The 25,765-nt window shown below is 60.5% G+C and carries 21 protein-coding genes; 5 read left to right on the plus strand and 16 right to left on the minus strand.

Going from position 1 to position 25,765, the window contains the following annotated elements; translation table 11 throughout:
* Positions 1–40 precede the first annotated feature (40 nt).
* Complete coding sequence (locus tag GOW72_RS11705) at positions 41–1,219, plus strand: cytochrome P450 (protein WP_170367201.1); 1,179 nt, start codon at positions 41–43, stop codon at positions 1,217–1,219.
* A 25-nt stretch (positions 1,220–1,244) separates the two neighbouring features.
* Here GOW72_RS11705 and GOW72_RS11710 read toward each other — a convergent pair whose 3' ends face one another.
* The 9 genes from GOW72_RS11710 to GOW72_RS11750 all read right to left on the minus strand — a co-directional run bounded on the left by GOW72_RS11710 (position 1,245) and on the right by GOW72_RS11750 (position 12,780).
* Positions 1,245–2,570: a sensor histidine kinase gene (locus tag GOW72_RS11710; protein WP_342355376.1), complete on the minus strand. Its 1,326-nt coding sequence runs from the start codon at positions 2,568–2,570 to the stop codon at positions 1,245–1,247.
* Between the two features lie 37 nt (positions 2,571–2,607).
* Entirely contained in the window at positions 2,608–3,288 is a 681-nt protein-coding gene (locus GOW72_RS11715) for a response regulator transcription factor (RefSeq protein WP_093961855.1), read from the minus strand.
* A 165-nt stretch (positions 3,289–3,453) separates the two neighbouring features.
* A complete protein-coding gene (locus tag GOW72_RS11720; protein WP_170366971.1) occupies positions 3,454–4,890 on the minus strand; it encodes a DegQ family serine endoprotease in 1,437 nt (478 codons plus the stop codon).
* A 744-nt stretch (positions 4,891–5,634) separates the two neighbouring features.
* Entirely contained in the window at positions 5,635–6,276 is a 642-nt protein-coding gene (locus tag GOW72_RS11725; RefSeq protein WP_425328545.1) for a nucleotidyltransferase family protein, read from the minus strand.
* Positions 6,273–8,690, minus strand: a complete 2,418-nt coding sequence (locus tag GOW72_RS11730) for a GcvT family protein (RefSeq protein WP_170366972.1) — start codon at positions 8,688–8,690, stop codon at positions 6,273–6,275. Before GOW72_RS11730 ends, GOW72_RS11725 begins: the two co-directional genes overlap by 4 nt.
* 94 nt (positions 8,691–8,784) lie before the next feature.
* On the minus strand, positions 8,785–10,092 hold the full coding sequence (locus GOW72_RS11735) for an HlyC/CorC family transporter (RefSeq protein WP_170339536.1): 1,308 nt from the start codon (positions 10,090–10,092) through the stop codon (positions 8,785–8,787).
* A 69-nt stretch (positions 10,093–10,161) separates the two neighbouring features.
* A complete protein-coding gene (locus GOW72_RS11740) occupies positions 10,162–11,112 on the minus strand; it encodes a tyrosine recombinase (protein ID WP_170366973.1) in 951 nt (316 codons plus the stop codon).
* Positions 11,113–11,114: 2 nt separating this feature from the next.
* On the minus strand, positions 11,115–12,641 hold the full coding sequence (locus GOW72_RS11745; RefSeq protein ID WP_170366974.1) for a hypothetical protein: 1,527 nt from the start codon (positions 12,639–12,641) through the stop codon (positions 11,115–11,117).
* Positions 12,631–12,780: a hypothetical protein gene (locus GOW72_RS11750; RefSeq protein WP_170338962.1), complete on the minus strand. Its 150-nt coding sequence runs from the start codon at positions 12,778–12,780 to the stop codon at positions 12,631–12,633. The genes GOW72_RS11745 and GOW72_RS11750 overlap by 11 nt, the downstream gene beginning before the upstream one ends.
* 79 nt (positions 12,781–12,859) lie before the next feature.
* On the opposite strand from GOW72_RS11750, the gene GOW72_RS11755 reads away from it, so the two are divergent.
* Complete coding sequence (locus tag GOW72_RS11755) at positions 12,860–13,447, plus strand: shikimate kinase (RefSeq protein ID WP_170366975.1); 588 nt, start codon at positions 12,860–12,862, stop codon at positions 13,445–13,447.
* Positions 13,448–14,560, plus strand: coding sequence for a 3-dehydroquinate synthase (aroB, locus tag GOW72_RS11760; protein WP_170366976.1), 1,113 nt, complete (start codon positions 13,448–13,450; stop codon positions 14,558–14,560).
* Between the two features lie 9 nt (positions 14,561–14,569).
* Here aroB and GOW72_RS11765 read toward each other — a convergent pair whose 3' ends face one another.
* The gene (locus GOW72_RS11765) at positions 14,570–15,640 is read right to left on the minus strand and encodes a site-2 protease family protein (RefSeq protein ID WP_170366977.1); all 1,071 of its coding nucleotides are present in this window, start codon (positions 15,638–15,640) and stop codon (positions 14,570–14,572) included.
* An 18-nt stretch (positions 15,641–15,658) separates the two neighbouring features.
* Positions 15,659–16,156: a single-stranded DNA-binding protein gene (gene ssb, locus GOW72_RS11770; protein ID WP_170338954.1), complete on the minus strand. Its 498-nt coding sequence runs from the start codon at positions 16,154–16,156 to the stop codon at positions 15,659–15,661.
* A gap of 204 nt (positions 16,157–16,360) precedes the next feature.
* On the opposite strand from ssb, the gene GOW72_RS11775 reads away from it, so the two are divergent.
* The gene (locus GOW72_RS11775; RefSeq protein ID WP_093961864.1) at positions 16,361–16,939 is read left to right on the plus strand and encodes a lytic transglycosylase domain-containing protein; all 579 of its coding nucleotides are present in this window, start codon (positions 16,361–16,363) and stop codon (positions 16,937–16,939) included.
* A 51-nt stretch (positions 16,940–16,990) separates the two neighbouring features.
* Here GOW72_RS11775 and GOW72_RS11780 read toward each other — a convergent pair whose 3' ends face one another.
* The 5 genes from GOW72_RS11780 to miaA all read right to left on the minus strand — a co-directional run bounded on the left by GOW72_RS11780 (position 16,991) and on the right by miaA (position 24,741).
* The gene (locus GOW72_RS11780; protein WP_170366978.1) at positions 16,991–19,078 is read right to left on the minus strand and encodes a dipeptide ABC transporter ATP-binding protein; all 2,088 of its coding nucleotides are present in this window, start codon (positions 19,076–19,078) and stop codon (positions 16,991–16,993) included.
* Positions 19,079–19,172: 94 nt separating this feature from the next.
* The gene (locus tag GOW72_RS11785) at positions 19,173–20,636 is read right to left on the minus strand and encodes an ABC transporter permease (RefSeq protein ID WP_170366979.1); all 1,464 of its coding nucleotides are present in this window, start codon (positions 20,634–20,636) and stop codon (positions 19,173–19,175) included.
* A gap of 13 nt (positions 20,637–20,649) precedes the next feature.
* Positions 20,650–21,696, minus strand: a complete 1,047-nt coding sequence (locus GOW72_RS11790; protein WP_170339518.1) for an ABC transporter permease — start codon at positions 21,694–21,696, stop codon at positions 20,650–20,652.
* 137 nt (positions 21,697–21,833) lie between these two features.
* Positions 21,834–23,504, minus strand: a complete 1,671-nt coding sequence (locus GOW72_RS11795; protein WP_170338949.1) for an ABC transporter substrate-binding protein — start codon at positions 23,502–23,504, stop codon at positions 21,834–21,836.
* Between the two features lie 340 nt (positions 23,505–23,844).
* Complete coding sequence (miaA, locus tag GOW72_RS11800) at positions 23,845–24,741, minus strand: tRNA (adenosine(37)-N6)-dimethylallyltransferase MiaA (RefSeq protein WP_244952404.1); 897 nt, start codon at positions 24,739–24,741, stop codon at positions 23,845–23,847.
* Between the two features lie 98 nt (positions 24,742–24,839).
* Between miaA and pyrH the strand changes: the two genes are divergently transcribed.
* A complete protein-coding gene (gene pyrH / locus GOW72_RS11805) occupies positions 24,840–25,592 on the plus strand; it encodes a UMP kinase (protein WP_170366981.1) in 753 nt (250 codons plus the stop codon).
* Positions 25,593–25,765 lie beyond the last annotated feature (173 nt).

The following is a 25,765-nucleotide window of genomic DNA, read 5'->3' on the forward strand; positions in this document are numbered from 1 at the left end:
GGGGAAGGAATTGACAAGCGACATCAGCAATCTGGACCTGATGAACCCGCCCGAGGGCTTCATCGACAATCCCTTCCCGTTTTATGATGCGCTGCTGTCTTCGGCGCCGGTTCTGGCGCAGCCCGATGGCTCGGTTCTATTGTCGCGGCACGCTGATCTGGACCGGATCTATCGGGACACGACCCTGTACTCGTCCGACAAAAAGGCCGTGTTCGGACCAAAGTTTGGTCCGGGATCACCATTGTTCGAGCATCACACCACCTCGCTGGTGTTCTCGGATCCGCCATTGCACACGCGGGTTCGCAAAATCATGACTTCGGCCCTGACCCCGCGCGCCATCGCCCGGATGGAGCCCGGTTTGATCCAGACCGTCGATCGTTTGCTGGATCGCCTGGAAGACAAGCGGCAAGTGGATCTGATCGAAGACTATGCCGCCACCATCCCGATCCAGATCATCGGAAACCTTCTGGACGTACCGGTGGACGAGCGCGAACCGCTGCGCGACTGGTCCCTGGCCATTCTTGGGGCGCTCGAACCGGCACTGAGCGCCAAGCAACTCGAGGACGGCCATGCGGCCGTTCGGGACTTCAAGGAGTATCTGGCCGATCTGGTGGCCCGGCGCAGGGCCACGCCCGGCGACCCCGAAACCGACGTCCTGACCCGGTTGATCCGCGGTGAAGGGGCCGACGAAAAGTTGAGTGAAATCGAGTTGCTTCAGAATTGCATCTTCATTCTGAATGCGGGTCATGAGACCACGACGAACCTGATCGGAAACGGGTTGGCCTTGCTGCATGACCACCCGGAGCAGCGTCAGCGGCTTATGGATGATCCAAGCCTGATCAATACGGCGGTCGAAGAGGTTTTGCGGTTCCGTTCACCCAACCAGTTCGGCAACCGGGAAACGACGGCTGACATCGTGATTGACGGGTGTCCGATAGCCAAGGGCACCAACCTTCATCTGTGTATCGGCGCTGCAAACAGGGATCCGGCCGTGTTCCCAGACCCGGGTTTGTTCGACATTTCGCGCAAACCGAACCGTCACCTTGCCTTTGCCGGTGGGCCGCACGTTTGCGCAGGTCTTACACTTGCGCGCCTTGAAGGGCGGGTCGCCCTGTCGCGGTTCGTGACACGGTTCCCAGATTTCCAACTGTCCGATGAACGTGTCAGAGGTGGGCGTATGCGGTTCCGCGGATATGCTTCCTTGCCCGCGTCCCTTTGATCGACAAAAGGGGTGGGGCGTTAACCTAGGGTTTTTGCGCCAGCTTCAGAACTGCCTTCAGCCCGGGATCCGCATTCTGGGCACTGAAGCCCCCGCCATGCATGCGGGTGATGGCCGCCACCAAAGCCAGTCCGAGGCCTGAGTTTCGGTCCGATCGCGCGGGATCGAGCGTGACGAAGGGCAGTTGAAGCTGCGACAGCATCTCGGCCGGCACGCCCGGGCCGCGGTCGCGGACACTCAGCAGGGCAAACGGGCCGTCTTCGCGCAGTTCGATGGAAATTGCAGTTCCTTGAGGGGCATAGCGCATGGCGTTTTCCAGAAGGTTCGACAGGGCCTGCGACAGCAAAGGGCGGTGCCCCATGATCGGAGCCGCCCGACCCGTGACCTCGAGGCGCACATCCTTGTCGGCCGCGACCGGTTCGTACAACTCCACGGCATCGTTGACCAAGCGCTCAAGGTCCACAGGTTCAAACTGCTCCCGCCCCAACCCCGCCTCGGCGCGTGAGATCTCGGTCAGCTGTCCGAGAACCCGCAACACGTGATCGATTTCGGCCGTTGCCCGGGCGATGTCGACCTCACGATCCAGGTCGCTTTTGCCTGGCTCGGCCAAGGCGACCACCCGCTGCTTCAACCGGGACAGAGGTGACCGCAGATCATGCGCGATCGAATTTGACGTGGTGCGCAAGTTGCTAACCAACTCTTCGATCCGGTCCAGCATGTTGTTCAATGTGCCTGCCATCTGGTCGAACTCGTCGCCGGTGCCACGCTGTGGCATTCGTTGGGACAGGTCGCCGGACACGATGGTTTCTGCGGTGTCGGCGATATCCTTCAGCCGCGAAAACACCAGACGGGTCAAAAGCCAACCGGTCAGAATGCTCAGCGCAAGGGCCGCGCCCAGGGCCAGCGCCACCGAATGAAACAGCACCCGGTCGAACTGCTGACGGGCGAGGGCGTCGCGGCCAACCAACAGCCTTTCGCCGCCGGGCAGCAGGATCGATGCGGCGGAGATCGGGACCAGCTGATCCGTCTCGGTTCTGCGCAGTTCCAGATCCACCCACCCACTGCCAGCGGCGATGCCTTCGGGCCATCGCTTGAGGTTGCCGGCCAAGGTTTTTCCCGAGCGGTCAGCCAACAGATAAAGCGCATCACGCTCGGACGCGGTCGGAAGCCGGCGTTCGATGGCCACCATCAGGCCGACTAGCCCCAGGCGTTCGTACTCGTCCGCCAGCCCGGTCAGTTCGGCGGACACGACAGATCGGGTTTCGCCTTCGATCGTGCGGTTGGCGGTGATATAGACCAGCAACAATACGGCCGCGGTCAGCAATGTGCTGAGCACCATGCTGGCCAGCACCAACCGTGTCCTAGAGTCCTTGAACGACAAGGGTGACTTAACCATCAGAAACCATGTAACCGGCCCCGCGCACGGTTTCGATCAGTGGTGGTTCACCACCTTCATCCAATTGCCGACGCAGTTTGGAGATGTGAACGTCGACGACGTTTGTGTTCGGGTCGAAATGGTAGTCCCAGACACCTTCGAGAAGCATCGTCCTCGACACCACCCGGTTTTTCCGCCGAAGGAAGAATTCCAGAATCTGGAACTCTCTGGGCGTCAGGGTGATCTCGCGACCGTTGCGTGTGACCTTTCGGGTCAGCAGATCCATTTCAAGGTCGCGGCATTTGAGGGTCGGGGTTTCCTCGGATTCCTGAGGTCGGCGCAACAGGGCTTCGATCCGGGCATGAAGTTCCTGAAATGAGAAGGGCTTGACCAGATAGTCGTCGGCACCCGCATGCAGCCCTTTCACCCGCTCGTCCACGGCGCTCATGGCTGTCAGCATCAGAACCGGCGTCTTGACCCCGGCGGCGCGCATCGACTTGATCAGGGCCAGACCATCCAGCCCGGGCAGCATCCTGTCCAGAACGACCGCGTCAAATCCACCGTCGGTCGCGTGGTACAAACCTTCGCGGCCGTCCTCGGCGCATTCGACGACATAACCTTCCTCGCCAAATCCCTTGGCGATGAAGTCCCGCGTGTCTTCATCATCCTCAACGATCAACAGACGTCTGCTCATGGTCGGATTTCCTTTCACTCAGGATATAATCACGTATGGACAGGTAAAAAAACTGCCGGGTGCGAAATCCGCACCCGGCAATCCCGACAGCACGTGGACAAATCGTGTCCGCCAGGAGATGCGCGCACCGGATATCCCCATCATGCGGTGCGCGCGGGACGCAGGTCAGGCGATCTCGACGGCGACGAAGATCTGATTGCCGCCGCGGTTGATCAGCATCAGCGCCGGATCGGTCTTCTGATCTTCGAGCGCGGATTTGAGCGCCTCGGGTGTTTCCACATCCTGGTTGCCCAGCTTCACGATCACGTCGCCCTGCCGCAGACCGGCCTTGGCCGCCGGGCTGTCCGGCTTGAGCGAAGTGACGACCACGCCGTGCACGTTCTCGGGAACTCCGATCTGCGCACGAGTCGCTTCGGACAGCGGTGCTACGGTGACACCCAGCGTCTTGCCCGCCACCGCGTCATCGGTCGGTTCCGCGTTTGCCGCCATCTGGGCCGAATGCTGCCCGATCGTGACGTTCAGGGTCTCTTCCTTGCCATTGCGCAGGACGGTAACCTTGCTGTCGGTTCCGACGGCTGTGGTGCCAACGAGCACCGGCAGTTCACTGCTCGAGTCGACCTGTTCGCCATTGAAGGCGATGATCACGTCGCCCTGTTGCAGCACGCCCTGAGCGGGGCTGTCCGGCAGAACCTCGGACACCAGTGCGCCGACAGTGCCATCGACACCCATCGCTGCTGCCAGCTCGGGGCTGATGTTCTGGATCGAGACACCCAGCCAGCCACGGCTGACCTGGCCATCGTCACGCAGGTCCGCAGCGATGTGCTCGACGATGTTCGAAGTCACGGCAAAGCCCAGTCCGACCGAACCGCCACTGGGCGAATAGATTGCCGAGTTCACCCCAACGACTTCGCCGTCCATGTTGAACAGGGGACCGCCCGAGTTGCCTTTGTTGATGGCCGCATCGGTCTGAATGAATTCAGCGTAGGGGCCTTCCGAGATATTGCGTCCCTTGGCGGAAACGATGCCGGTCGTGACGGTCGAGCTCAGGCCGAAGGGGTTGCCGATGGCGACCACGTCTTCGCCCACGCGGATGTCGTCGCTATCCCCCAGCGGGACCGGCTGAAGCGCCTCATCCGCCTCGATCTTGAGCAGCGCGATATCGGTCAGGGGATCGGTCCCCACGACTTCAGCCTCGTACGAGCGATCATCGCTCAAGCGCACGGTGATCTTGCTGGCTTTGTCGACGACGTGGTGGTTGGTGATGATATAGCCGTCCTCATCCAGTACGAACCCGGACCCCAAGCCCTGACTGGGGCCACGGCGCGGGGCGTCAAAGCCTTCGGGAATCCCGAAACGTTTGAAGAACTCACCAAAAGGCTGGCCTTCGAAGTCAAACTCCTGGCCGCTAGCTGGCGACGGGGCCGCGTCGATCGAAGCAATGACGGTTACCACTGACGGTGAAACGGTCTCGACCAGATCCGCCAGGGCTTCGTCGGCCTGCGACGGAATGGCGGTCGCGGCCAGCAATGCCGCGCTCAGCGCAGTGGCGCCAAACAGCCCTGAGGTGCGAGGAAGAATAAGGGGGGATTTGCGGATGCTCATGTTGACTAGGTCTCCTTGGTTCGGCGCTTGTTGATGTGCGCTTTGCAGGGAACATGAGCCGTCAGTCTTTGCGTTTTCTGACTGATCAATTAATAAATCTTAATTTTGCCACATTGCAGGCGTCTGGTAGCGCTCGCAATCCCGGGAATCGGCCGTGGGAGTTGCCGGTCGAATCGGTGGATTGTTGCCGAAATGAGGGTCAAACTCGTAAAAGCATTGAATTGAATCAAATTTGTTAACAGTCCAGCGGCGGTTTTTGACCGAATTTTCACGGACACTCACAGGTTGCGCCACCGCCCTTTCAGAAGGTGGTATTTGTCTAATAGGTCTTTGCAAAAATGTCATTTTGATCGTTTAGCGCTAAAAATTTCTTGTCGTGGGTCATCAATGGCAAAGCGAACGAACAACCTTGGGTAGATTTCCGTGACGCGCGTTGTTGCGGAAATACCATTACGAATCCGGTAAAATTAACCGATTCAACCAATTTTACGTTGTTTGCACTGAACTTATCGGTGACGATGAACATGCCCAAGTGAAAGGGGGGCCTGACAGCATCAAGGGGGTGCTTGAAGGCAGATCTCAGTCACCGGAAGCGCTGAGCGGCATGTTAACGAGGGGGTCTTGTTTCGGTTCGGCAGCACATTGGTCCGATGTCTTGACGACATCCGGGCCGCGTTTTCGGGATTGGTGAAAGTGGTAGTCCTGTTTTGGGCAACCGGCCCGGTCGTTCTCGACCGGGCCGCGTTACTTTTGGGATCTTTGCTTTTTGCGCCATTCGGCCCACGCTTGGGGCGTATCCAGATCCAGAATAGCGTTCTGACCCGGCAAAGGCTGTAGGTGCACCTGGTCCAGATGCGCGCGTACGATGGCTTGTGCGCCGCCATCTCCGGTCAAATGCGCCAGATCACCAAAGAGACTTCGGTCGAAGATCACAGGATGGCCTGGAACTCCGTCCGAGGATGCTCCGCGCCAGATCAGCTTGTCAGGATGTTCGGTGACCGACCGGAGGACCGCGCGTAGATCGTCTGATGTCAGCTCTGGAAGATCGGCCAGCAGGATCATCGCTGCCCGGGCGGATACCGGCAGCTGCGCGACGGCCCTGCGCAAAGTGGCATTCATGCCTTCATCCGCATCGGGAACAGAAACGATCTCCAAGTTCATCCCACTCAGGGCGGTGTATCGCGGGTGAGGTGCCGGCGGCAGGGCGACGATGACCGGCCCGACAGCTCGCGCGGTTTCAGCCGAGCGTCGGATCAGTGGTTGACCGTCGACAATTTGCATCAGTTTGTCCACTCCGCCCATACGGCGAGAGCTACCGGCGGCCAGCAAGATGATGGGGATATCCTCCATGCCGGCCACCTTGCCGCCAACCGGAACGGCTGTCACCCCCGCATACGCGTACCGTCAGGATCAAATAGTGGACTGGTCAGTACGCGCGCCTTGCGCATCTGGCCCAGGATTTCAATTTCGACCGCCAGGCCGTCGGCCGCCAGTCCCGTTGGCAGGAAGCCCATGGCAACTGATTTCTGTGCGAAATGCGAGTACCCGCCGGATGTACAAAACCCAACCACTGCGCCGTCATGCCAGATGGGTTCGTAGGCGTTCACATCTGCGTCCTCGGCTTCGACCTCAAAAGCCACAAGCTTGCGGGCTGTTCCTTCAGCCCGCTCGGCCTCGGCGACAGCGCGCCCGATGAAATCGACGTTCTTGGAGAACGAGATGAAGCGGTCCAGCCCGGTTTCAGCGGCTGTGTAGTCGGGTGAGAACTCGCGCATCCACGAGCCGAAGAACTTGTCGAGCCGCAGGCTCATCATCGCGCGCATGCCGAAGGGGGTGATGCCGTGCGGTTGCCCGGCCTGCCACAGCGTCCACCACAGCTGGCGTTGCGCCATCGGATCGCAGTAGATCTCGAACCCCAGATCGCCGGTATAGCTGACCCGCTGCACGATGCAGTCGGTCATGCCGACGACCATCCGGCGCACGTCCATGAAGCGCATGTCACTGAATTCGGCGCGGGTGCAAGCGGCCAGAACCTCGCGGGCTTTGGGGCCGGCGATCTGGAACCCGTTGCGTTTGTCGCTGATATTCTCGACGGTTACGCCGTCTTGTTGATTTTGCCGGAACCAGCGCATGTGGACGTTCTGTGCGCCGTAGGAGGCGGTGAGCTGGAACTCCTCCTCGCCCAGGCAGGACACGGTGAAATCCCCGATCAGCTTGCCCTTGGGCGACAGCATCGGGGTCAGCGACAGGCGGCCCGGCTTGGGGATGCGCCCGGCCATGATCCGGTCCAGCCAGTCGCGGGCGCGCGGACCGGTGGCAAGGTATTTGCCGAAATTGTGCACCTCGTTGATGCCGACGCCCTCGCGCACGGCGCGCACCTCGCGGCCCGTTGCGGCGAAGGCGTCCGAGCGGCGGAAGGACGGGGTTTCATAGGTCGGCTCGCCCCCTTGCGCGAAATAGTTGGCGACCTCGAGCCCGTATTGCTGGCCCCAGACCGCGCCCAGATCGCTGAAGATGTCATACATCGGCGTGGTGCGGTTGGGCCGCGCGGCGGGCAGTTCCTCGTTGGGGTAGGCGACTGAGAAACGCTTCTGATAGTTCTCGATCACCTTGGGGCGGGTATAGCCGGGGGTGATCCAATCGCCGAACCGGGCCACGTCCATGGCGAAGACGTCGCGCTCGGGCTCGCCCTCGATCATCCATAGCGCCAGCGTCAGACCGACGCCGCCGCCCTGGCTGAACCCGGCCATCACGCCGCAGGCCGACCAGTAGTTGCGCACGCCCGGCACCGGCCCGACCAGCGGGTTGCCGTCGGGCGCAAAGGTGAAAGGGCCGTGGATCACTGATTTCACACCGGCCTCGGCCAGAACCGGGAAGCGGCGATAGGCGAATTCGATCGAGTCGGTGATCTTGTCGAAATCGTCGGGCAGCAGCTCGTGCCCGAACTCCCACGGCGTGCCGTCCACGGCCCAGGGTTTGCAGGGTTGTTCGTAGAAGCCGATGCAGAGACCGCGGCCTTCCTGCCTCAGATAACTTTCGCCGGCCGGGTCCATGACGTGCGGATGCTCGCTGCCCGCGTCGATGATCGCCTCGATTTCGGGGATGGTGTCGGTGACGAGGTATTGGTGCTCCATCGGGTGCAGCGGGAAGTAGATGCCCGCCATCGCGCCAACTTCGCGTGCCCAGAGGCCGCCAGCGTTGACGATATGCTCGGCGTGGATGGTGCCCTTGTCCGTCACAACGTCCCACGTGCCGTCGGGGCGCTGGTTGGTTTCACGCACCATGCAGTGGGTCTCGATCGTGGCGCCGCCCATCCGCGCGGCCTTGGCATAGGCGTGGGTCGTGCCCGAAGGGTCGAGGTGCCCGTCCAGCGGATCATAGAGCGCGCCGATGATGCCGTCGGTGTTGGTGATGGGGGCGATCTTCTTGATCTCGTCGGGGCCGACGATTTCGGTTTCCAGCCCCATGAAGCGATGCTTGGCGCGCTCGGCCAGCAGCATGTCGAACCGGTCCTGATTGTCGGCCAGCGTGATGCCGCCCACATGGTGCAGCCCGCAGGACATGCCGGTGATCTCTTCCAGTTCCTTGTACAGCCTGATGGTATAGCCCTGAAGCGCGGCCATGTTGGTGTCGCCGTTCAGCGTGTGGAACCCGCCCGCCGCGTGCCACGTCGATCCGCTGGTCAGTTCCGACCGTTCCAGCAGCATCACATCCGACCAGCCCAGCTTGGTCAGGTGATACAGCACCGAACACCCGACAACTCCACCGCCGATCACGGCAACCTGACACGTGGTTTTCATCCGCACCTCCTTGCGTCTGGCCCGAAGGTGCAGGGGAGCGGCGCCGGTATCTGTCACGAAAACGACCGAGTTTGTCGTTTCCGCCAGCCGTCCGTCAGAGCGGCCGCACCTTCAACCAGGTGATCCGGTTGCCCTCGCGTTCGACGACCTCGAACCGGAATCCGTGGAACGAGAACACCTGACCGACGGTCGGAATCATCTGCGCTTCGTGGATGACCAGCCCGGCAATGGTGTTGGCCTCGTCATCGGGCAGGGACCAGTCCATCGCACGATTCAGGTCGCGGATGGTCATCGAGCCTTCGACCAGATACTGACCGTCTTCGGTTCGCGTAACCGTCACATCTTCGTCCACGTCGAATTCGTCGGCAATCTCGCCGACGATTTCTTCGAGGATGTCCTCGAGCGTGATCAAACCGCGCAGCGACCCGTATTCATCTACCACCAGCGCAAAATGGCTGTGCATGCGCAGGAATTCCCGCATCTGATCGTCCAGCGTGGTGGTCTCCGGTACGAAATAGGGGTCATTTGCTACCTTAAGGATGTCAAATGACTTCAGTCTTTCCGCCCCGCCATCGCTACCGCCTGCCTTTGCGTACATGGCACGGAACAGATCCTTGGCGTGCACGACGCCCACGATGTTTTCGGGCTGGCCACGGAACACCGGCAGGCGCGTGTGACGGCTTTCGAGGCATTGTTTCAGGATCGATTCAGGGTCTGCGTCCGCGTCGATCATCTCGATATTCGAGCGGTGCAGCATGATTTCCTCTACCGTGCGGTCGCCGAGGTCAAGCGCGCCCAGGATGCGGTCGCGGTCCTCTTTTTCGACGACCCCCTCGGAATGGCCCAGTTGCAGAGCACCGGCGATCTCCTCGCGTACGGCAAGGATGTTGCTGTCGGGGTCGATCTGAACCCCGAACAGGCGCAGTACACCGCGCACCAGCAGGCGAACGGCAGCCACCACCGGGGAAAACACTGTAACGACGACACCGATCACCGGGGCGACGGCTGCGGCGGCCTTTTCGGCATTGGTGATTGCGTAGGTCTTGGGCAGTACTTCAGCAAAGACCAGAACAAGCAGGGTCATGACCAAGGTGGCCAGTGCCACGCCGCTTTCTCCGAAAAGTCGCGTGAACAAAGCCGTGGCCAGCGAGGCTGCAAGAATGTTGACGAGGTTGTTGCCCAGCAGGACCGAGCCGATCAGACGTTCGTTGTCATCAGTGATCTCCAGCGCCTTTTGCGCGCCGCGCGATCCTTTGTCGGCTTGCGCCCGCAGTTTACCCCGCGAAGACGCCGTCAGCGCTGTTTCAGACCCCGAGAAGAAGCCGGAGAGTACCAGCAGAAGCAGAATTGAGGCCGTAGTCAGCCAGAAGGCGCCATCGAGAAGAGAAGGGTCAGAGTCCATCGGTCCGTTTCAGGTATTGTTGATGCAATGGTTATGGGGGCGCAAATGCGCGCGATCAAGGGTTTGGCCCTAGTCTCGTCCGTCATCCTTGGCAAGCGGGTGATGCTGCAACACCAGCTCCGACAGGCGCTCGTCCAGGACATGCGTATAGATTTCGGTCGTCGCGACGTCGGCGTGCCCAAGCAGGGTCTGGATCGAACGCAAATCGGCCCCATTGGCCAAAAGATGCGTGGCAAAGGCATGGCGCAGCGTGTGTGGTGTGACTTTGTCGGGAGAAACACCGCCTTGCACGGCCAGTTCCTTTATCAGTGCAAAGAACCGGTGACGGGTCAGGTGCCCTGATTTTCCGCGCGAAGGAAACAGGAACCGGGACCGGTGGCCTCCGTTGGCGACGGCTGCATCTTCGGCTTCGTCCCGGATGGTCAGCCATGCCGCCAAAGCATCGCGCGCAGGCGGTGACAAGGGCACCATGCGCTCCTTTCCACCTTTGCCGAGAACCAGCAGCATGCGTGGGTCGCCCCGGGCGGATGATACCGGCAGGGAAACAAGTTCGGTCACACGCATCCCGGTCGCATACAGAATTTCCATCAGGCAGGTGTTGCGCAGCTTGTCTGCGGTACTGCGCCCTGTTTGCCTGGCCGCCTCAAGCAGGCGGTCGACTTCTGCCACGTCCAGCGTCTTGGGCAGTCTTTTCTGGCGTCCCGGGCCTTTGATCTGGATGGCCGGATTGGTCGAGCGCCAGCCCTCTTCAAACGCGAAACGATACAATTGCTTGATGGCAGAGAGGCGGCGGGCACGGGTCGCGCGCGAAAGGCCTTGTGCGTCACAGTCAATCAGGTAGGCCTCGATCATACCCTGGTCGGCGGCCTCGAACCCGGCATTTCGCCGGTCGAGCCACGCGCCAAAGTCCTTCAGGTCCCGCCCATAGGCCAGCAAAGTGTTGGTTGCCGCCCCAAGTTCTGCGGCCTGCGCCTCAAGAAACGCGGAAATCCACAAGTCTTGTGTCGCCGGAGCGGACACTGTCAGGCCCCCTTCAGAACAAGCAACTGCAAGGCCGCGCGGCGCGCCGTGTCTTCCAGACCGACATGCCGGAAAACCGCGATGGCCGCAGTCAAGTCAACCAGATTGCCGCGCGCGCCATGCGCGAACATCTGCATGGCCTCAAGAATGGCCTCACCCAGTCGGTTTGCTTCCAACATCGCGCGGATATCGGACGGGATCGGCGCCGACCATGCAAACCCTTCGGCAATGGCGTCAGCCATCGGTGAGAGCGAGTTCGAACGCTCGGGTTGGCCCGATGCCAAAGCAGCCAGAAAGGCATTGGCCTCGGGTCCGTCGGGTACAGATCGTGCGGCATCCTCGTACAACTCGGACAACAGCAGGATGCGCCAGCGCAGGTTCTCGGTGGTCGGGTCGGACAGCTTGATCGGCATCAGGCGCTCGGCGAACAGTTCGGCAAAGGGCACTTCGAGCCCGACCGAACCCATTTCTGCCCAGACTTTCGGCAGGGTCTTGGATATTGCCTCGGGGCTTCCGGTCTCCAGCGCCGTTTCGAAACGCTGAACTGCCGAGACGCGATCCCAGACCGCGCCCGAAGCCGCAGGCGCGCGCTCGGTATAAAGGCCCAGCAGATGGTTCGGCGTAAGCGCGCCGATGCGGGTCAGACGCTCGGCCGCTTCGATCTGGGCCTTCCAACCGGCAACATCGCGCAGGTCGGCATTGGCAAAGGCTCGCGGCAACGAGGCGGTCGGTAGTCGCTCGCCGATCGCTTCGAACAGGCGAAACGTCAGCGGGTCAGGGTCTTCGGGCTGCGGCAGATAGGCGGCGCCTTCGAACATCTCTGGGCTTAGGAAGCGATCCAGCAGATCGAGTTGCGCGGGCGGCAGTAATTCGAGCGCATGCGCCGCTTCGAGTGTCAGCGCGGCCGAAGCCCAGTCACCTCTGCGGGCCTTGCAGAAGACCTGCGCGGAATAATCCCTCGACAAATGCGGTTGCGCGATCAGCGCAGTGCAGCTGCGGTCTTCGTCGCCGGTCAATAGAGTTGCGTCAAACCATCGTTTGAACCGCTCAGGCGTATCGGTGGGGCCTGCAAGCTGCACCAAGGATTGCGTCGGATCGGCAGCACCCAGCTGAATCAGGCGATCCAGTCGCGCCAGAAGCAGTTGGTCTGGCTCATTGGAATTCGCCTGCGCGCGGGCCTCGGTCAGCAAAAGTGTGAACAACAGCCGCTGCATGGCAGGGTTCGATTTGACCGGCACGCGCGCGATGAGTTCGGCCAGCCGGGCCGGATCGCTGGGCAGCCACAGATCAACCGGCAGCCCGGTCGCGGACCCATCCACCAATCCCAACGGCGGCGAAAGGGCCTCGAGCGGAGACACCTGGATGTCGGGCTGCAGGCCGGTATCGGTAACCGGCGGCTCGAGCAATACGGTCCCCGGCAACAGGTCAGGGGCCGTCTCCAGCCAGTCGATCGCGGATAGCGGCTGTTCGGTTTGTGCGGCGGCTTGGCCGGTCAGTGCAAGCGCCAGCACGACGGCCCTAGTTGACATCCAGAATTACCGGTTCGCTGATTTCGCTTTGCGGGGCCGAGAAGTCGGCGCCGAAGAATGGGCCAAGATACGCATAGGCCACCAAGCCGATGAAAAGCAGGCAAATTAGGTACAACAGGAATTTGATCAGACGGCCCATGGCTCAACGCTGCCTCAATTTTCGATTTTGGCCAAGTTATAACTGGCATTTTTCCCAAGATCACGTCATTCACAGGGAAATGAGCGAAATTAAGCATAACGTGGCGCCGGCCGGACAACGGCAGGTCTTTGACCTGCACAAAACGGTGGTTTTGGTCGGCATGATGGGCGCTGGCAAGACGGCCGTGGGGCGCGCTCTGGCCGCGCGCCTTGGTGTTCCATTCCTCGACAGTGACAGCGAGATCGAATCAGCTGCCAACATGACCATCCCCGAGATCTTTGAACGGGACGGCGAGCCGTTCTTTCGCGCCAAAGAAAGCCAGGTCATCGGCCGCCTGCTGGACGAGAAAAAGGGTATCCTGTCGACCGGCGGTGGCGCTTTTCTGAGCGAAGAAAACCGGACGATGGTATCGGACCGTGGGGTTTCCGTATGGCTGTGCGCCGATTTGGAAGTGTTGTGGAACCGGGTGCGCCACAAAGACACGCGACCCTTGCTGCGCACGCCGGATCCGTATGCAACGCTGCGTGACCTGTACGAGGCCCGCGTACCGTTGTACGCACAGGCTGATCTGGTTGTGAATTCGGACGGCGACACCGCCATCGAAGATATGGTTGACCGGGTTCTGGAAAAGCTGATGACGCGCCCGGATGTATTGGAAGTCAAATAGATGCATCAGACAGTTAACGTTGATCTGGCCGAGCGGTCCTATGACGTCGAAATCGGGCCGGACCTGTTGGCTCAGGCCGGTGCGCGGATCAAGCCCATGCTGCACCGTCCGCGTGTCGCGGTTCTGACCGATGAAACCGTGGCCGGTTTGCATCTGGATGCTTTGCGCAGCGGCCTGGCGTCCGCCGGGGTGGAAATGACCGCATTGGCTCTGCCCGCAGGTGAGGCGACCAAAAGCTGGCCGCATTTCGAGCGCACCGTCGAATGGCTGTTGGCCGAAAAGATCGAACGGCGCGATATCGTCGTAGCCTTCGGCGGTGGAGTGATCGGCGATCTGGGGGGCTTTGCTGCGGCGGTGCTGCGTCGCGGTGTGCGCTTTGTGCAGATCCCAACCTCGCTTCTGGCGCAGGTCGACAGTTCCGTTGGGGGCAAAACTGGTATCAATGCTCCGCAAGGCAAAAACCTGATCGGTGCGTTTCATCAACCTTCGTTGGTTCTGGCTGACACCTCAGTGCTTGGCACGCTGACGGCGCGTGATTTTCTGGCGGGATACGGTGAAGTCGTAAAATATGGCCTTCTGGGGGATGCTGATTTCTTCGAATGGTTGGAGCGCAACGGCCCCGCGCTGTCGGCCGGGGACATGGCGACCCGGGTTCAGGCGGTCACCCGTTCGGTTCAGATGAAGGCCGACATCGTGGCCCGCGACGAGACTGAACAAGGCGACCGGGCGCTGTTGAACCTCGGGCATACGTTCTGCCACGCGCTTGAGGCGGCGACGGGCTATTCCGACCGGCTGCTGCATGGCGAGGGTGTTGCCATTGGCTGTGCCCTGGCGTTCGAGCTGTCGGCCCGCATGGGGCTGTGTTCCCAGGAAGACCCGAGCCGCGTCCGCGCTCACCTGAAGGCGATGGGCATGAAGACCGATCTGTCTGATATTCCGGGTGATCTGCCGAGCGCCGAAGATCTGGTCGACCTTATGGCTCAGGACAAGAAGGTCGTTGACGGCCAGCTGCGTTTCATCCTGGCGCGTGGGATCGGGCAGGCCTTCGTCACGTCGGACGTGCCACGCGATGCCGTTCTGTCCGTTCTGCAGGATGCATTGGCAACGTGCTGATAAGCGGAGTCAGCGGCCCCGTATCACCATCAATTCGCCAATGTTTTCGCGGGTGATGTATCCGACCATCTGACCGGTCTTGGTGCAGACCGCCACGGCCGGTGCGCCACCATGGAGACCATCCAGAACGGCTTCGAGCCCACTGGTCAGGGCCACCCGGGGGATTTGCTCTTCCATGACCGAGGTCGCGGGTTCCGACCGGGCGTGATCGCCGGCTAGCGCGGCAAACAGCCGATTGCGGGTCACAAAGCCCAACAGCTGCCCGTCTGCGCCCAAAACCGGGAACTCGTGCTGAGTTGTCTGGATCACGGCCTGGGCCGCCGTTGCCAACGTGTCTTGGGGGGTCAGCGCGTGGAATTCGGTAATCATCGCTTCGCGAGCCAGCACGCGGCGCGCCACCGAGCGCATTGCTACATCCTGACTTTCTGCATTTGCTGCGATGAAGACGAAAACCGCGATCAGAACCAGGATCGGATTACCGGTGCTGAGCCCCAGAAACCCGAACCCGACGGCCACGGCCTGGCCAGCAAAGGCGGCGGCCCGTGTGGCCCTGACCCTGTCCATCTTCAGGCAGAGCAGGGCGCGGAACACGCGGCCGCCGTCCATCGGAAACGCTGGGATCAGGTTGAACACCGCGAGGAACAGATTGACGTAGGCCAGCCGGCTCAGCAGGTCGACGCGGGTCGAGTCGATTTGCGCCAGCGTTTCTACCTGCATTCCCGCGCCCAGAAGGACCAGGATGCCCCATATGACGACGTTGACCGCGGGACCAGCCAACGCAACGGCAACTTCTTGCATCGGCTTTTCCGGCATCCTCTCGAGGCGGGCCAAGCCGCCGATGGGCAGCAGAGTGATGTCAGGAGTGCGAATGCCATACCTGCGGGCCATCAGCGCATGACCGAACTCATGGGCAACCACGCAGGCAAACAACGCCAGAACAAAAACGATGTTGTCGATGGCTGCTGGCCACCCACCGTCAGAGTAGGCGGCAAAGCCGACCCAGGCCAGCAGCAGGAAGAAGGTGACATGGACCCTCAGTTCCGATCCGAGCAATCGGCCGACGGCGAAGGACCATGTCATGACGTGCCTCGCTGGAGATTAGAACGGGATTTCGTCGTCGTCGATGCCGCCTGATGCCGGTGCCGGTGCGCTGGACTGTGCGGCGTAGGGCTCGGAGTATCCGCCGCTGTCCTGGCCTCCTCCGTAACCGCTGCTTTGGCCGCCACCGTATCCGCCGCCCTCATTGCGACTGTCCAACAGGGTCAGTTCACCGCGGTAAGGGCGCAGAACGACTTCGGTGGAATAGCGATCCTGTCCGGACTGATCCTGCCACTTGCGCGTTTCCAGTTGGCCTTCGATGTAGACCTTTGACCCTTTGCGCAAATACTGCTCGGCGATGCGGACGAGCGGTTCGGAAAAAATAGCGACTGTGTGCCACTCGGTCCGTTCGCGGCGTTCACCGGTATTGCGGTCTTTCCAGTTCTCCGAGGTCGCGATCCGTAGGTTGCAGACCTTGCCACCGTTCTGAAACGACCGCACTTCGGGATCGCGCCCGAGATTGCCGACCAGAATGACTTTGTTGACTGAACCTGCCATGGATTTCCCCGTTTTTTGACTAGTTTGATGGCGCCCGAATCTGACGCTGAGTTCACCTGAAACCCTATACGTCCTGCGCCCGGGTTGGAACACGGTTGATGCCCGGAATGCCACCCGGAAAATCAGTGTTTCCTTAACCAAGCTTTCATTTCTGCCTGAAATACCTATAATCCGAATGATTGCTGAACGAGCGGGATTGCTTGAATGCGTTGTCTGTTAAGTGGTTTTTCAATTGCATGCCTCGTTCTGGCGTCGACGCCGCTGAGCGCAGATGTGCTGTCGACCAAGAATCGCAAAGATATCTTTTTGAAGCAGGCCAAGATATTGGACACGCGGGCCGCCAGCCAGTATCGCGACTCTGAACGGCTGAAACCGAAGACGCCGGACGGCAGTTTCAAAAAGCGCTATTCCGGCAAGTACCGTGGTGAATACCTTGCCATGGCGCGCCAGGCAGCGCGCAAGCACAACGTCCCGGAAGAACTGTTCCTGCGTCTGGTTCAACAGGAAAGCGGTTGGAACCCTCACGCCAAGTCGCACAAGGGCGCTTTGGGCCTCGCGCAGCTGATGCCCCAAACCGCCAGGCTGCTGAACGTGAACCCGCATGACCCGAAGCAAAACCTTGAAGGCGGTGCGCGGTATCTTTCGTGGCAATACCGCAAATTCAAGTCCTGGCGCCTCGCGCTGGCAGCTTACAACGCCGGCCCGCAAGCGGTGGAAAAGCATGGGGGCGTGCCGCCCTATGCCGAGACGCAGAATTACGTCAAAGTCATCTGGGGCGGCTGATACAATAGCTGCTCAAAAAAACCGGCCCAAGGCCGGTTTTTCTTTGGGCGATCACTCAGCCGCTATTTTGATAACCGGCTCCATCTTCGCCAGTGTTTCGGTGGACAGATGACACTTGACCTGGTGTCCGTTAGCCAGCGTCTGGACCGGCGGAACCTCTTTTTCGCACAATCCGCCCGCAACCTCGGACTTCCACCGGCACCGGGTTTGGAACGGACATCCGGGCGGCGGGTTCATCGCCGAAGGAATGTCGCCCTCAAGGACGATGTGTTTCTTTTCGACCGAAGTATCGGCGATTGGAACCGCGCTCAGCAGCGCCTCGGTATAGGGGTGATAGGGCGGCGAGAATACTTGATCGGTCGTGCCCAGTTCGACCACGTGGCCCAGATACATCACCATGACGCGGTCGCTGAGGTAGCGCACGATCGACAGGTCGTGGCTGATGAACAGCAGTGTCGTCTTGTGTTCGCGCTGGATCTCCATCAACAGATCGGTCACAGCTGCCTGCACCGACACATCCAATGCCGAGACCGGCTCGTCCGCGACGACGATCCGGGCGTCCCCGGCAAAGGCACGGGCTATCCCGACGCGCTGTTTCTGGCCGCCTGACAGTTGGCGCGGCATACGGTCGGCAAACGCGCGCGGAAGCTTCACCAAGTCCAGCAACTCGAGCATCCGTTGCTTGCGTTCGGCTTCCGAGTTTCCGACGCCGAAGATTTCCAGCGCGCGGATGATCTGACGTCCGACCGTCATCGACGGGTTCAGCGTATCGAACGGATTTTGAAAGACCATCTGAACTTCGCCGACGGTCTTGGCATCCCGTTCTTCTATCGGCAGATGCTCGATATTGCGGTTGTCCAGTAGGATCTGCCCGTCGGTCGCCGTCTCCAATCCCATGAGGACCTTGGCAAACGTGGATTTGCCGCAGCCGGACTCGCCAACGATCGCCAGCGTTTCCGATTCATGTGCGTCGAAGCTGAGGGTTTCGTTGGCCTTGACCACTTTCTTTTCGCCCCCACCGAACAGAGCGTTTGCGGCCACCTCATAGTATTTCTTGAGGTTGTCCATCTTCAGAACGGTCTTGCCGATCGGCGCTTTTTCTTTTTGCTCGGCAACCGTGATGGGTGCGTTCCAGTCGATTTCCTGGAACTTCAAGCAGCGCGTATGGTGGCGGTCATTGCCGGGGACCGGGAACATCTGAATGTCCTGCGCGTCACAACGCCCTTCCTCGAAATAGTCGCATCGCGGGCCGAAATTGCAGCCGGGTGGGCGTTCGTGCGGCAACGGGAAGTTGCCGGGGATTGCAACCAGCGGACGTGAATTCTTGTCCGCGCCGGGCAGGGGGATCGAGCGAAACAGCGCCTGGGTGTAGGGGTGCTGCATCTCGTCAAAGACATCGTGGATCGAGCCCCGTTCGACCGCCTCGCCGGAATACATCACGCACAAGCGGTCACATGTTTCTAGCACCAGGCCCAGATTGTGCGAAATGAACAGCATCGAGGTGCCGTATTTCTTGCCCAGATCCTTGACCAGTTCCACCACGGCGGCCTCGACCGTCACGTCCAGCGCGGTTGTCGGTTCGTCCAGGATCAGAAGGGACGGCTTGGACATCAGGGCCATCGCGATCACGATGCGCTGCTGCTGGCCACCGGACAGCTGATGCGGAAAGCTGTTCAGCATCCGCTCGGGGTCCGGCAGGCGCACATCCGTCACCACTTCCAGAGCGCGAGCATAGGCCTCTTCTTTGCTGACCCCTTCATGGATCATCGGCACTTCCATCAGCTGTTTGCCGATCTTCATCGCCGGGTTCAAAGAAGCCATCGGCTCTTGATAGATCATCGCGATCTCATTGCCGCGAATATCCCGAAGTTCTTCCTTGCTCATTTCGCTAAGGTCACGGCCCTTGAATTTGATCGAGCCGCCAACGATCCGACCATTCTTGCCAAGGTCCTGCATGACACCCAGGGCGACCGTCGACTTGCCGCAGCCGGATTCACCGACCAACCCGACAGCCTCGCCGGGCTGCACACTGACCGAAAAATCCATAACGGCCGGTATTTCCCGCAAGCGGGTAAAGAACGAAATCGAGAGCTTGTCGATTTCGAGGATCGGCCCGTCATAATCCGCCAGTTTGTTCATCTTGCTTGCTCCTCGCCAGCACTCGGGGGATCCCCTTCATCTGGCTAAAAATATCCTGGTGGGGGCCGGGGGCAGTCCCCCGGCCGCTTTCACATCAGTCCTTCAGGCTTTCTTCTCGCAGGCCATCCGCCAGCAGGTTCAATCCCAGAACCAGTGACAACAGCGCCAGTGCCGGCGGCAGTGCAGGGTGCAGGTAGATCGACAGCAGCTTGCGTCCTTCGTTGATCGTGGACCCCCAATCCGGGCTTTCCGGCGGCAGGCCCAGTCCAAAGAACCCCAAGGTCCCCAAGAGGATGGTCGTGTAGCCGATGCGCAGGCAGAAATCGACGATCAGCGGCCCGCGGGCGTTGGGCAGGATTTCCCAAAGCATGATGTACCAGGGGCCTTCGCCGCGCGTCTGCGCCGCGGCCACGTAATCGCGTGTCTTGATGTCCATGGCCAAGCCGCGCACGATGCGGAACACTGTGGGCGAGTTGACGAAGACAACCGAAACGAACACGACCAGGATGCCGCCCGGAATGTCGAACAGATCCAGATAGGTCGGCAGACCCCAGATGCTGTAATCGTCCGTGCGGATGACGTATCCCCCGGTCGAGATCAGCGACAGGTACAGCCAGATCGCGATACCCAAGACGCCGATCAGCAGCGGCGTACGGAATTTCGGCCGGGTGTAGTAGCGCGAATTCAGAAGGACACCGATGAAGAGGATCGGGAACACGAACAGGACTGCGGCCATATAGTTCGGCACGCCGGTCGCGACGATTTCCGGTGTGACCAGCAGGTAGAACAGCAGGATGACCGGGAACGCCAGGATCAGATTGGCGAGGAACGACAGAAACGTGTCCAGCCGCCCGCCATAATACCCGGCGGGCAAGCCCAGCGTGATCCCGACCATGAAGGCAAACATCGTGGCCAGCGGAGCAATCTGTACGACGATCCACGCCCCCTTGACCATGCGGCTGAATACGTCGCGGGCAAGGTTGTCGCCGCCCAGCAGGTACCAGGCGAACTCACCGTCCTCGGCATTGGGCAGGGGGGTGCCGGGCACCTTGTTCTTCATGCCGGAAACCTGGACCAACGGATCATGTGTCACGATCAGGTCCAAAGCCCCGAAGATGCCGGTGAAAACCCAGAACATGACCAGTCCAAAACCGATCATGCCGATCGGGCTGTCGAAAAGCTTGCCGTACAGGCCAAGGCGCCGTTTGAAGGCAACCGACATCGCGAAAAGAATGATCAGCGACAGCCAGACCGGCAGAAATTGCTGCGAGATCGCGCCGATAATCCCGGCCCCAGTGCCCAGGAATATTCCCAGCAGCAGGTAGGCGACCACCGTCGCGATGCTGGCCAGGAAAGAATACCACAGCGCGGATTGCGTCAGGTTCCTGAGGCCGCCGCCCGAACTGACGGTGCCATCCGCATTCACGCTGACTTGCGTCTCGGGCAGCAGAATGCTTGCCAGGATCCAGACAACGACGGATACGACCAGCGCAGCCAGGGCGATCATCATGATCGGGTTCAGAAAGGCGATAGAGCCAGTCCAGCTCAGAGGTTCCATGGTCTATCCTCCCTTATGAAATGCGGATGCGCGGGTTGAGGTAGACATAGCCGATATCCGAGATCAGCTGCGTCACGAGCACCACGAAGACCGACACGACCGAGATCGCCAGCAGAAGCTGGATGTCGTTGTTCCCCGCGGCCTGCACCAGCGCCCAGCCAAAACCTTTGTAGTTGAACAGGGTCTCGACGATCACGACGCCGTTCAGCAACCAAGGGAACTGCAGCATGATGACCGTGAAGGGCGCGATCAGCGCGTTGCGCAGGGCGTGCTTCAGAACGATATTCCCGAAGGACACACCTTTCAGGCGCGCGGTCCGAATGTATTGCGCGGTCATCACCTCGGTCATCGAGGCTCGGGTCATCCGTGCAATGTAGCCCATGCCGTAAAGGGCAATGGTCAGGACCGGCAGGAAGAAATTCTCGAAAGTCGGGTTCTCCATGGCCTGTGTGGCCGTGCCCTTGAACCATTTCAGACCCACGGTTGACGAGGTGAAGATGGCGATGAAGATCACGCCCGAAACGTATTCCGGCGTGGCCGTCGTGATGATCGAAAACGTGGACAGGGACCGGTCCAAAGCAGACCCCTCGCGCATGCCGGCCAGCACACCAACCAATAGGGCGGTCGGGATCATCAGAACCAGCACCCAGAACATCAGGTAGCCGGTGTTGCCCAGCCGTTTGCTGACGATCGTTCCGACCTCGTCCTTGAAGACGGTGGAATAGCCCCAGTCGCCCTGAAGAATGCCGCAATAGCGCGGTGTCGTTTCCGGAGTAGAGCCGGGACGAGTGCAACTTCCCACGAACTGACCATCCGGTAGCGTGTTGGTGAAACCGGGCACCACCCCCAGCCATTGGCCGTATTTGACCAGCGTGGGCTGCATGTATCCGCGGTTCTCAAGCCAGGTGACGACCTGTTCATCGGACATACGCTGGTTGCCCTGCGTCTTGGCCAGTTTTTCCAGGTTTGGATAGAGGTTGGTCAGGAAGAAGACCACGAAGGTCAGGCACAGCGCCGTCAGCAGCATCACGCCCAATCGTCGAAGGATGAAGAGTCCCATGTTGGCCCCTGTTGTTCGGGTTCTCCGCAGATCAGTGGACCATTTTCTGGCCTCGGACGTCCGACCCCGCGTCGGTGTGTCTGCGGCTGGAAAGGGGCGCCCGCATTCGGGCGCCCCTTGAAAGGTTCAGGTCGGGATCAGGCCGCCCAACCCCATTTGTAGTGATGGTGTTCGAACGACACATGCATGTCGGTTCCGACCAGACCGTCCTTCATGTGACGGTACAGCGACCGCCAATAGGGCTGGATGGTGACGCCTTCCTCCTGGATCATTGCTTCGCCCTTGGCCACAATTTCGCGGCGCTTGTCGGCATCGGCAATGGCCAGAGCTTCGGTCAGCAGGGCGTCAAACTCGGCATTGGACCAGCCGAACTCGTTCCAGGCCTCGCCGGTGCGGTATGCCAGTGCCCAGATCTGAACGCCCAGCGGACGGTGGTTCCAGTTGGTCGAGCTGTAGGGGTATTTCGCCCAGTCGTTCCAGAACGTGTTGCCCGGCAGAACCGTCCGCTTGACCTTGATGCCCGCGTCGCGCAGCTGGGCTGCCACGGCATCGGTGGTGTTGCGGCGCCAGTCATCGTCGATCGAGATCAGCTCGTGCTCGAAATCGGCCATACCGGCCTCTTCCATCAGCTTGCGCGCGCCTTCCGGGTCAACTTTCTGCGGCGGCAGTTCGTAGTAATCCGGGTGGATCGGACCAACGTGGTGGTTTTCCGCAGGAGAGCCGCGACCACCGTAGCCAAGCTCGAGGCAGACCGAGTTGTCCACGGCCATCTGCAGCGCCTGACGCACACGTTTGTCGGCATAGACCTTCTTGCCGTCCACTTCCGCAAGCTGGTTCGGGCGGACCACGATGGTGTTCATCGTGACAACCTCGGACTTCACGTACCCCAGGCTGTCCATCACGTCGATGAATTCACCAACCGATTCATACAGCATGTCGACTTCGTCCGATTCCAGAGCCGCCAGCCATGCCGACGGATCGGTGCCGTAGTCGATGTACTCAATGCGATCCAGGGCCGGACGACCGAATACGGCTTCGCCCCACCAGGTGTGGTTTTCGTTGCGCACAAGCGCTGCTTTCACACCCACTTCCAGCTCTTCGATCAGGTAGGGGCCGGTGCCCACGTTGTTTGTCAGGTCCGTTTCGCTGAACGAGCTGTGGATGATCGCGGCCGGATAGTCTGCCATGCCCGGGATCAACGAGATGTCCGAGTTCGGCAGGTTCAGCTTGACGGTGTGCGAGTCCACAACCTCGATCGCGCCTTCGATTGCCTGGCCGGTATCTGCGTCGACCAGCGTGGCAAAACGGCCCGCCATCGAGTTCGTTTCCGAGCTCTTGTCGCACCAGCGCGCGATGTTGCGTGCCACGTCTTCGGCAGTGAAATCGTCGCCGTTGTTCCACTTGACGCCCTGACGGACCTTCAGCGTGTAGACGGTCGCATCGTCGTTGACTTCCCAGCCCTCCAGCAGCATGCCGCGGAATGTGCCGTCCGAGTTGTACTCGACCAAGTATTCCAGCGTGCCACGGGTGACGTTGGCGATCTGCGACCAGTCATAGGTGCGCGGATCCTTCAGCGCGCGAACTTCCTGCTGAACGCGCAGGGTGCCACCTTCTTTCTTGGCGTCTTCGCCCGCGGCCTTGGCGGGTGCGGTCAGGCCGACCATGCCGTATGCGGCCGCGGCAGTGACACCAAGGCTGGTCGTGCGCGTCAGAAACTCGCGGCGGCTCAGCTTGCCGTCCCGATATTCCTGGGCGTGCATTTCGGCGGCCCAGTGCATCGGGGCTCCGGTCAATGTCTTGGTTTTCATGGATGTCTCCCTGTGAGATTATTATGGGTATTTGTTGGTCCCCGTCGAAGCCAGACAGCGCCGAGCAAGGTCATTTTGGATGTAGTTTTTTGAATTCTGTGCATCCCCATGGGTTCATTCGGCACCAGATTCCAATTTAGGTCAATGTTCGAAATCGTCATCAAGTGCACAAAAACGACATTTGCAGAGAAACCTGAGCCGCGGTCGCCGGGGCTGCTATCGGCAAGTCTGATTCTGGAACTTGTGATTCCCTTTTCCGACGGGTTTTGGCTTGAAACCCCTTATGTGACTGAAAATAAATGACTTCGGACGAAGTTTTGGTGCGATGTCAGTGATTCACTCAGCCTTGGCTCGGATCGACGTTTTGCCATTGCTTCATCCGGGCACGGCACCACGTGCGCTGGCGTTTGGCGTACTGGCGTGTCGCAATCGTTGCTCTTTCGCGGGCGTCCGCCAAGGTCATTCGCCCCTCGATATGGGCCATCAATTCAAGTACTCCGATGGCCTTGCACGAGGGCAGGTTCGGGTCGTATCTGTCGCGCATCGCCGCAACTTCGTCCAGGGCACCCGCCTGCAACATCTGGTCAAAGCGCGAATTGATGCGCGTGATCAGCCAGTCTCGCTCGGGCGTCAGGACGATCGGAAACGCTTGATCCAGGGGCAGCAGCGGTGGCGGCGTGTCGTCCTGCCAATCCGCCAGGGTCCGACCCGTGGCTTGCTCGACCTCCCAGGCCCGTTGCACACGGGCGCGGTTGCGCGTGTCGATCCGGTCCCGTGTCCTTGTATCAATCCCGGCCAGAAGCTCGGGCAGGGGGATCGCGTCCGCAGTCTTGCGAAACTCGGGCGGCGTTGCCGGGATGTCTGCCATACCTTCCGTCAGCGTCGAAAAGTAGAGACCTGTTCCGCCCACGATGATCGGACGCGGCGGCCCTGACAAAATAGCCCGCACCTCGCGCAGCCAGTGGCCGGCCGAATAGTCTTGATCAAAAGCGACATGGCCATAGAGAGCGTGTGGAGCCCGAGCTTCTTCGTCGATCGAGGGTCGGGCAGAAATGATGCGCCAGCAGTCATAAACCTGGCTGGCATCGGCATTGACGACGATCCCGCCCGCGTGTTCGGCAATCTCCAGTGCAAGGGCTGATTTGCCCGATGCGGTCGGCCCCATGATAAGGACCGGCAGATCGTCGGGAATGGGCGGCAGACTGTTCAGCAAATTGCGCGCTGTGTTTTCAGCCATGAGTGTTTGCCCTGTTCCTTGACCATCCGCATTGAACCCGCGGTGGTTTTGCTTCATTTTGCGCCGGAAAACAAACCCGTGCCAGCCCGGAGCGCAACATGAGCCTTTCTTCCACCAACACAACCGCCGAAACCCCAAAAACGGCATACAAACGCGTCATGTTGAAAATCTCGGGCGAGGCGCTGATGGGGGATCAGGGATTCGGGCTGCATCCGCCGACTGTCCAGCGCATCGCGCAGGAGGTGAAGTCGGTGCATGATCTCGGGGTCGAGATCTGCATGGTCATCGGCGGAGGGAATATCTTTCGCGGCCTGTCCGGTTCGGCCCAGGGGATGGAACGGACCACGGCCGACTACATGGGCATGTTGGCAACCGTGATGAACGCGCTGGCCATGCAATCCGCGCTTGAGGGTCTGGGCGTCTTCACCCGGGTGATCTCGGCCATCCGCATGGACGAGGTGTGCGAGCCCTATATTCGCCGCCGCGCTGTGCGCCACTTGGAAAAGAAACGGGTTTGCATCTTTGCGGCTGGAACCGGCAACCCGTACTTCACCACAGATACCGCAGCGACGTTGCGTGCCAACGAAATGACCTGCGAGGCCATCTTCATGGGCAAGAACGGGGTCGACGGCGTCTACGACAAGGACCCCAAGGCACATTCGGACGCTGTCCGCTATGACTCGGTGACCTATGACGACGTTCTCGCCAAGCGTTTGAAGGTCATGGATGCTTCGGCTATCGCTCTGGCGCGCGACAACAATCTGCCGCTGATCGTATTCGGACTGGACGAGCCCGGCGGGTTCCGCGGAATCCTGGCAGGCGAGGGAACCTATACCAAGGTTCAAGGCTAGCCAAAGACCCGACCCAACAGCCCACATTAGTTTGCCTGGCGCCCGACTCGGTTCGGACGTTAGGTAACCCAACGCCGTCCGGTCTGCTGAAAATGCTCGGTGTGACCGGTATGCGTGTCGCTTTTGCCCGCCGGAAAGTCTCTGGCGGCTGACCGAAAAAACGATCTTTCCCC

Source organism: Ruegeria arenilitoris (genome assembly GCF_013032855.1).
GTDB classification, from domain to species: Bacteria; Pseudomonadota; Alphaproteobacteria; order Rhodobacterales; family Rhodobacteraceae; genus Ruegeria; species Ruegeria arenilitoris.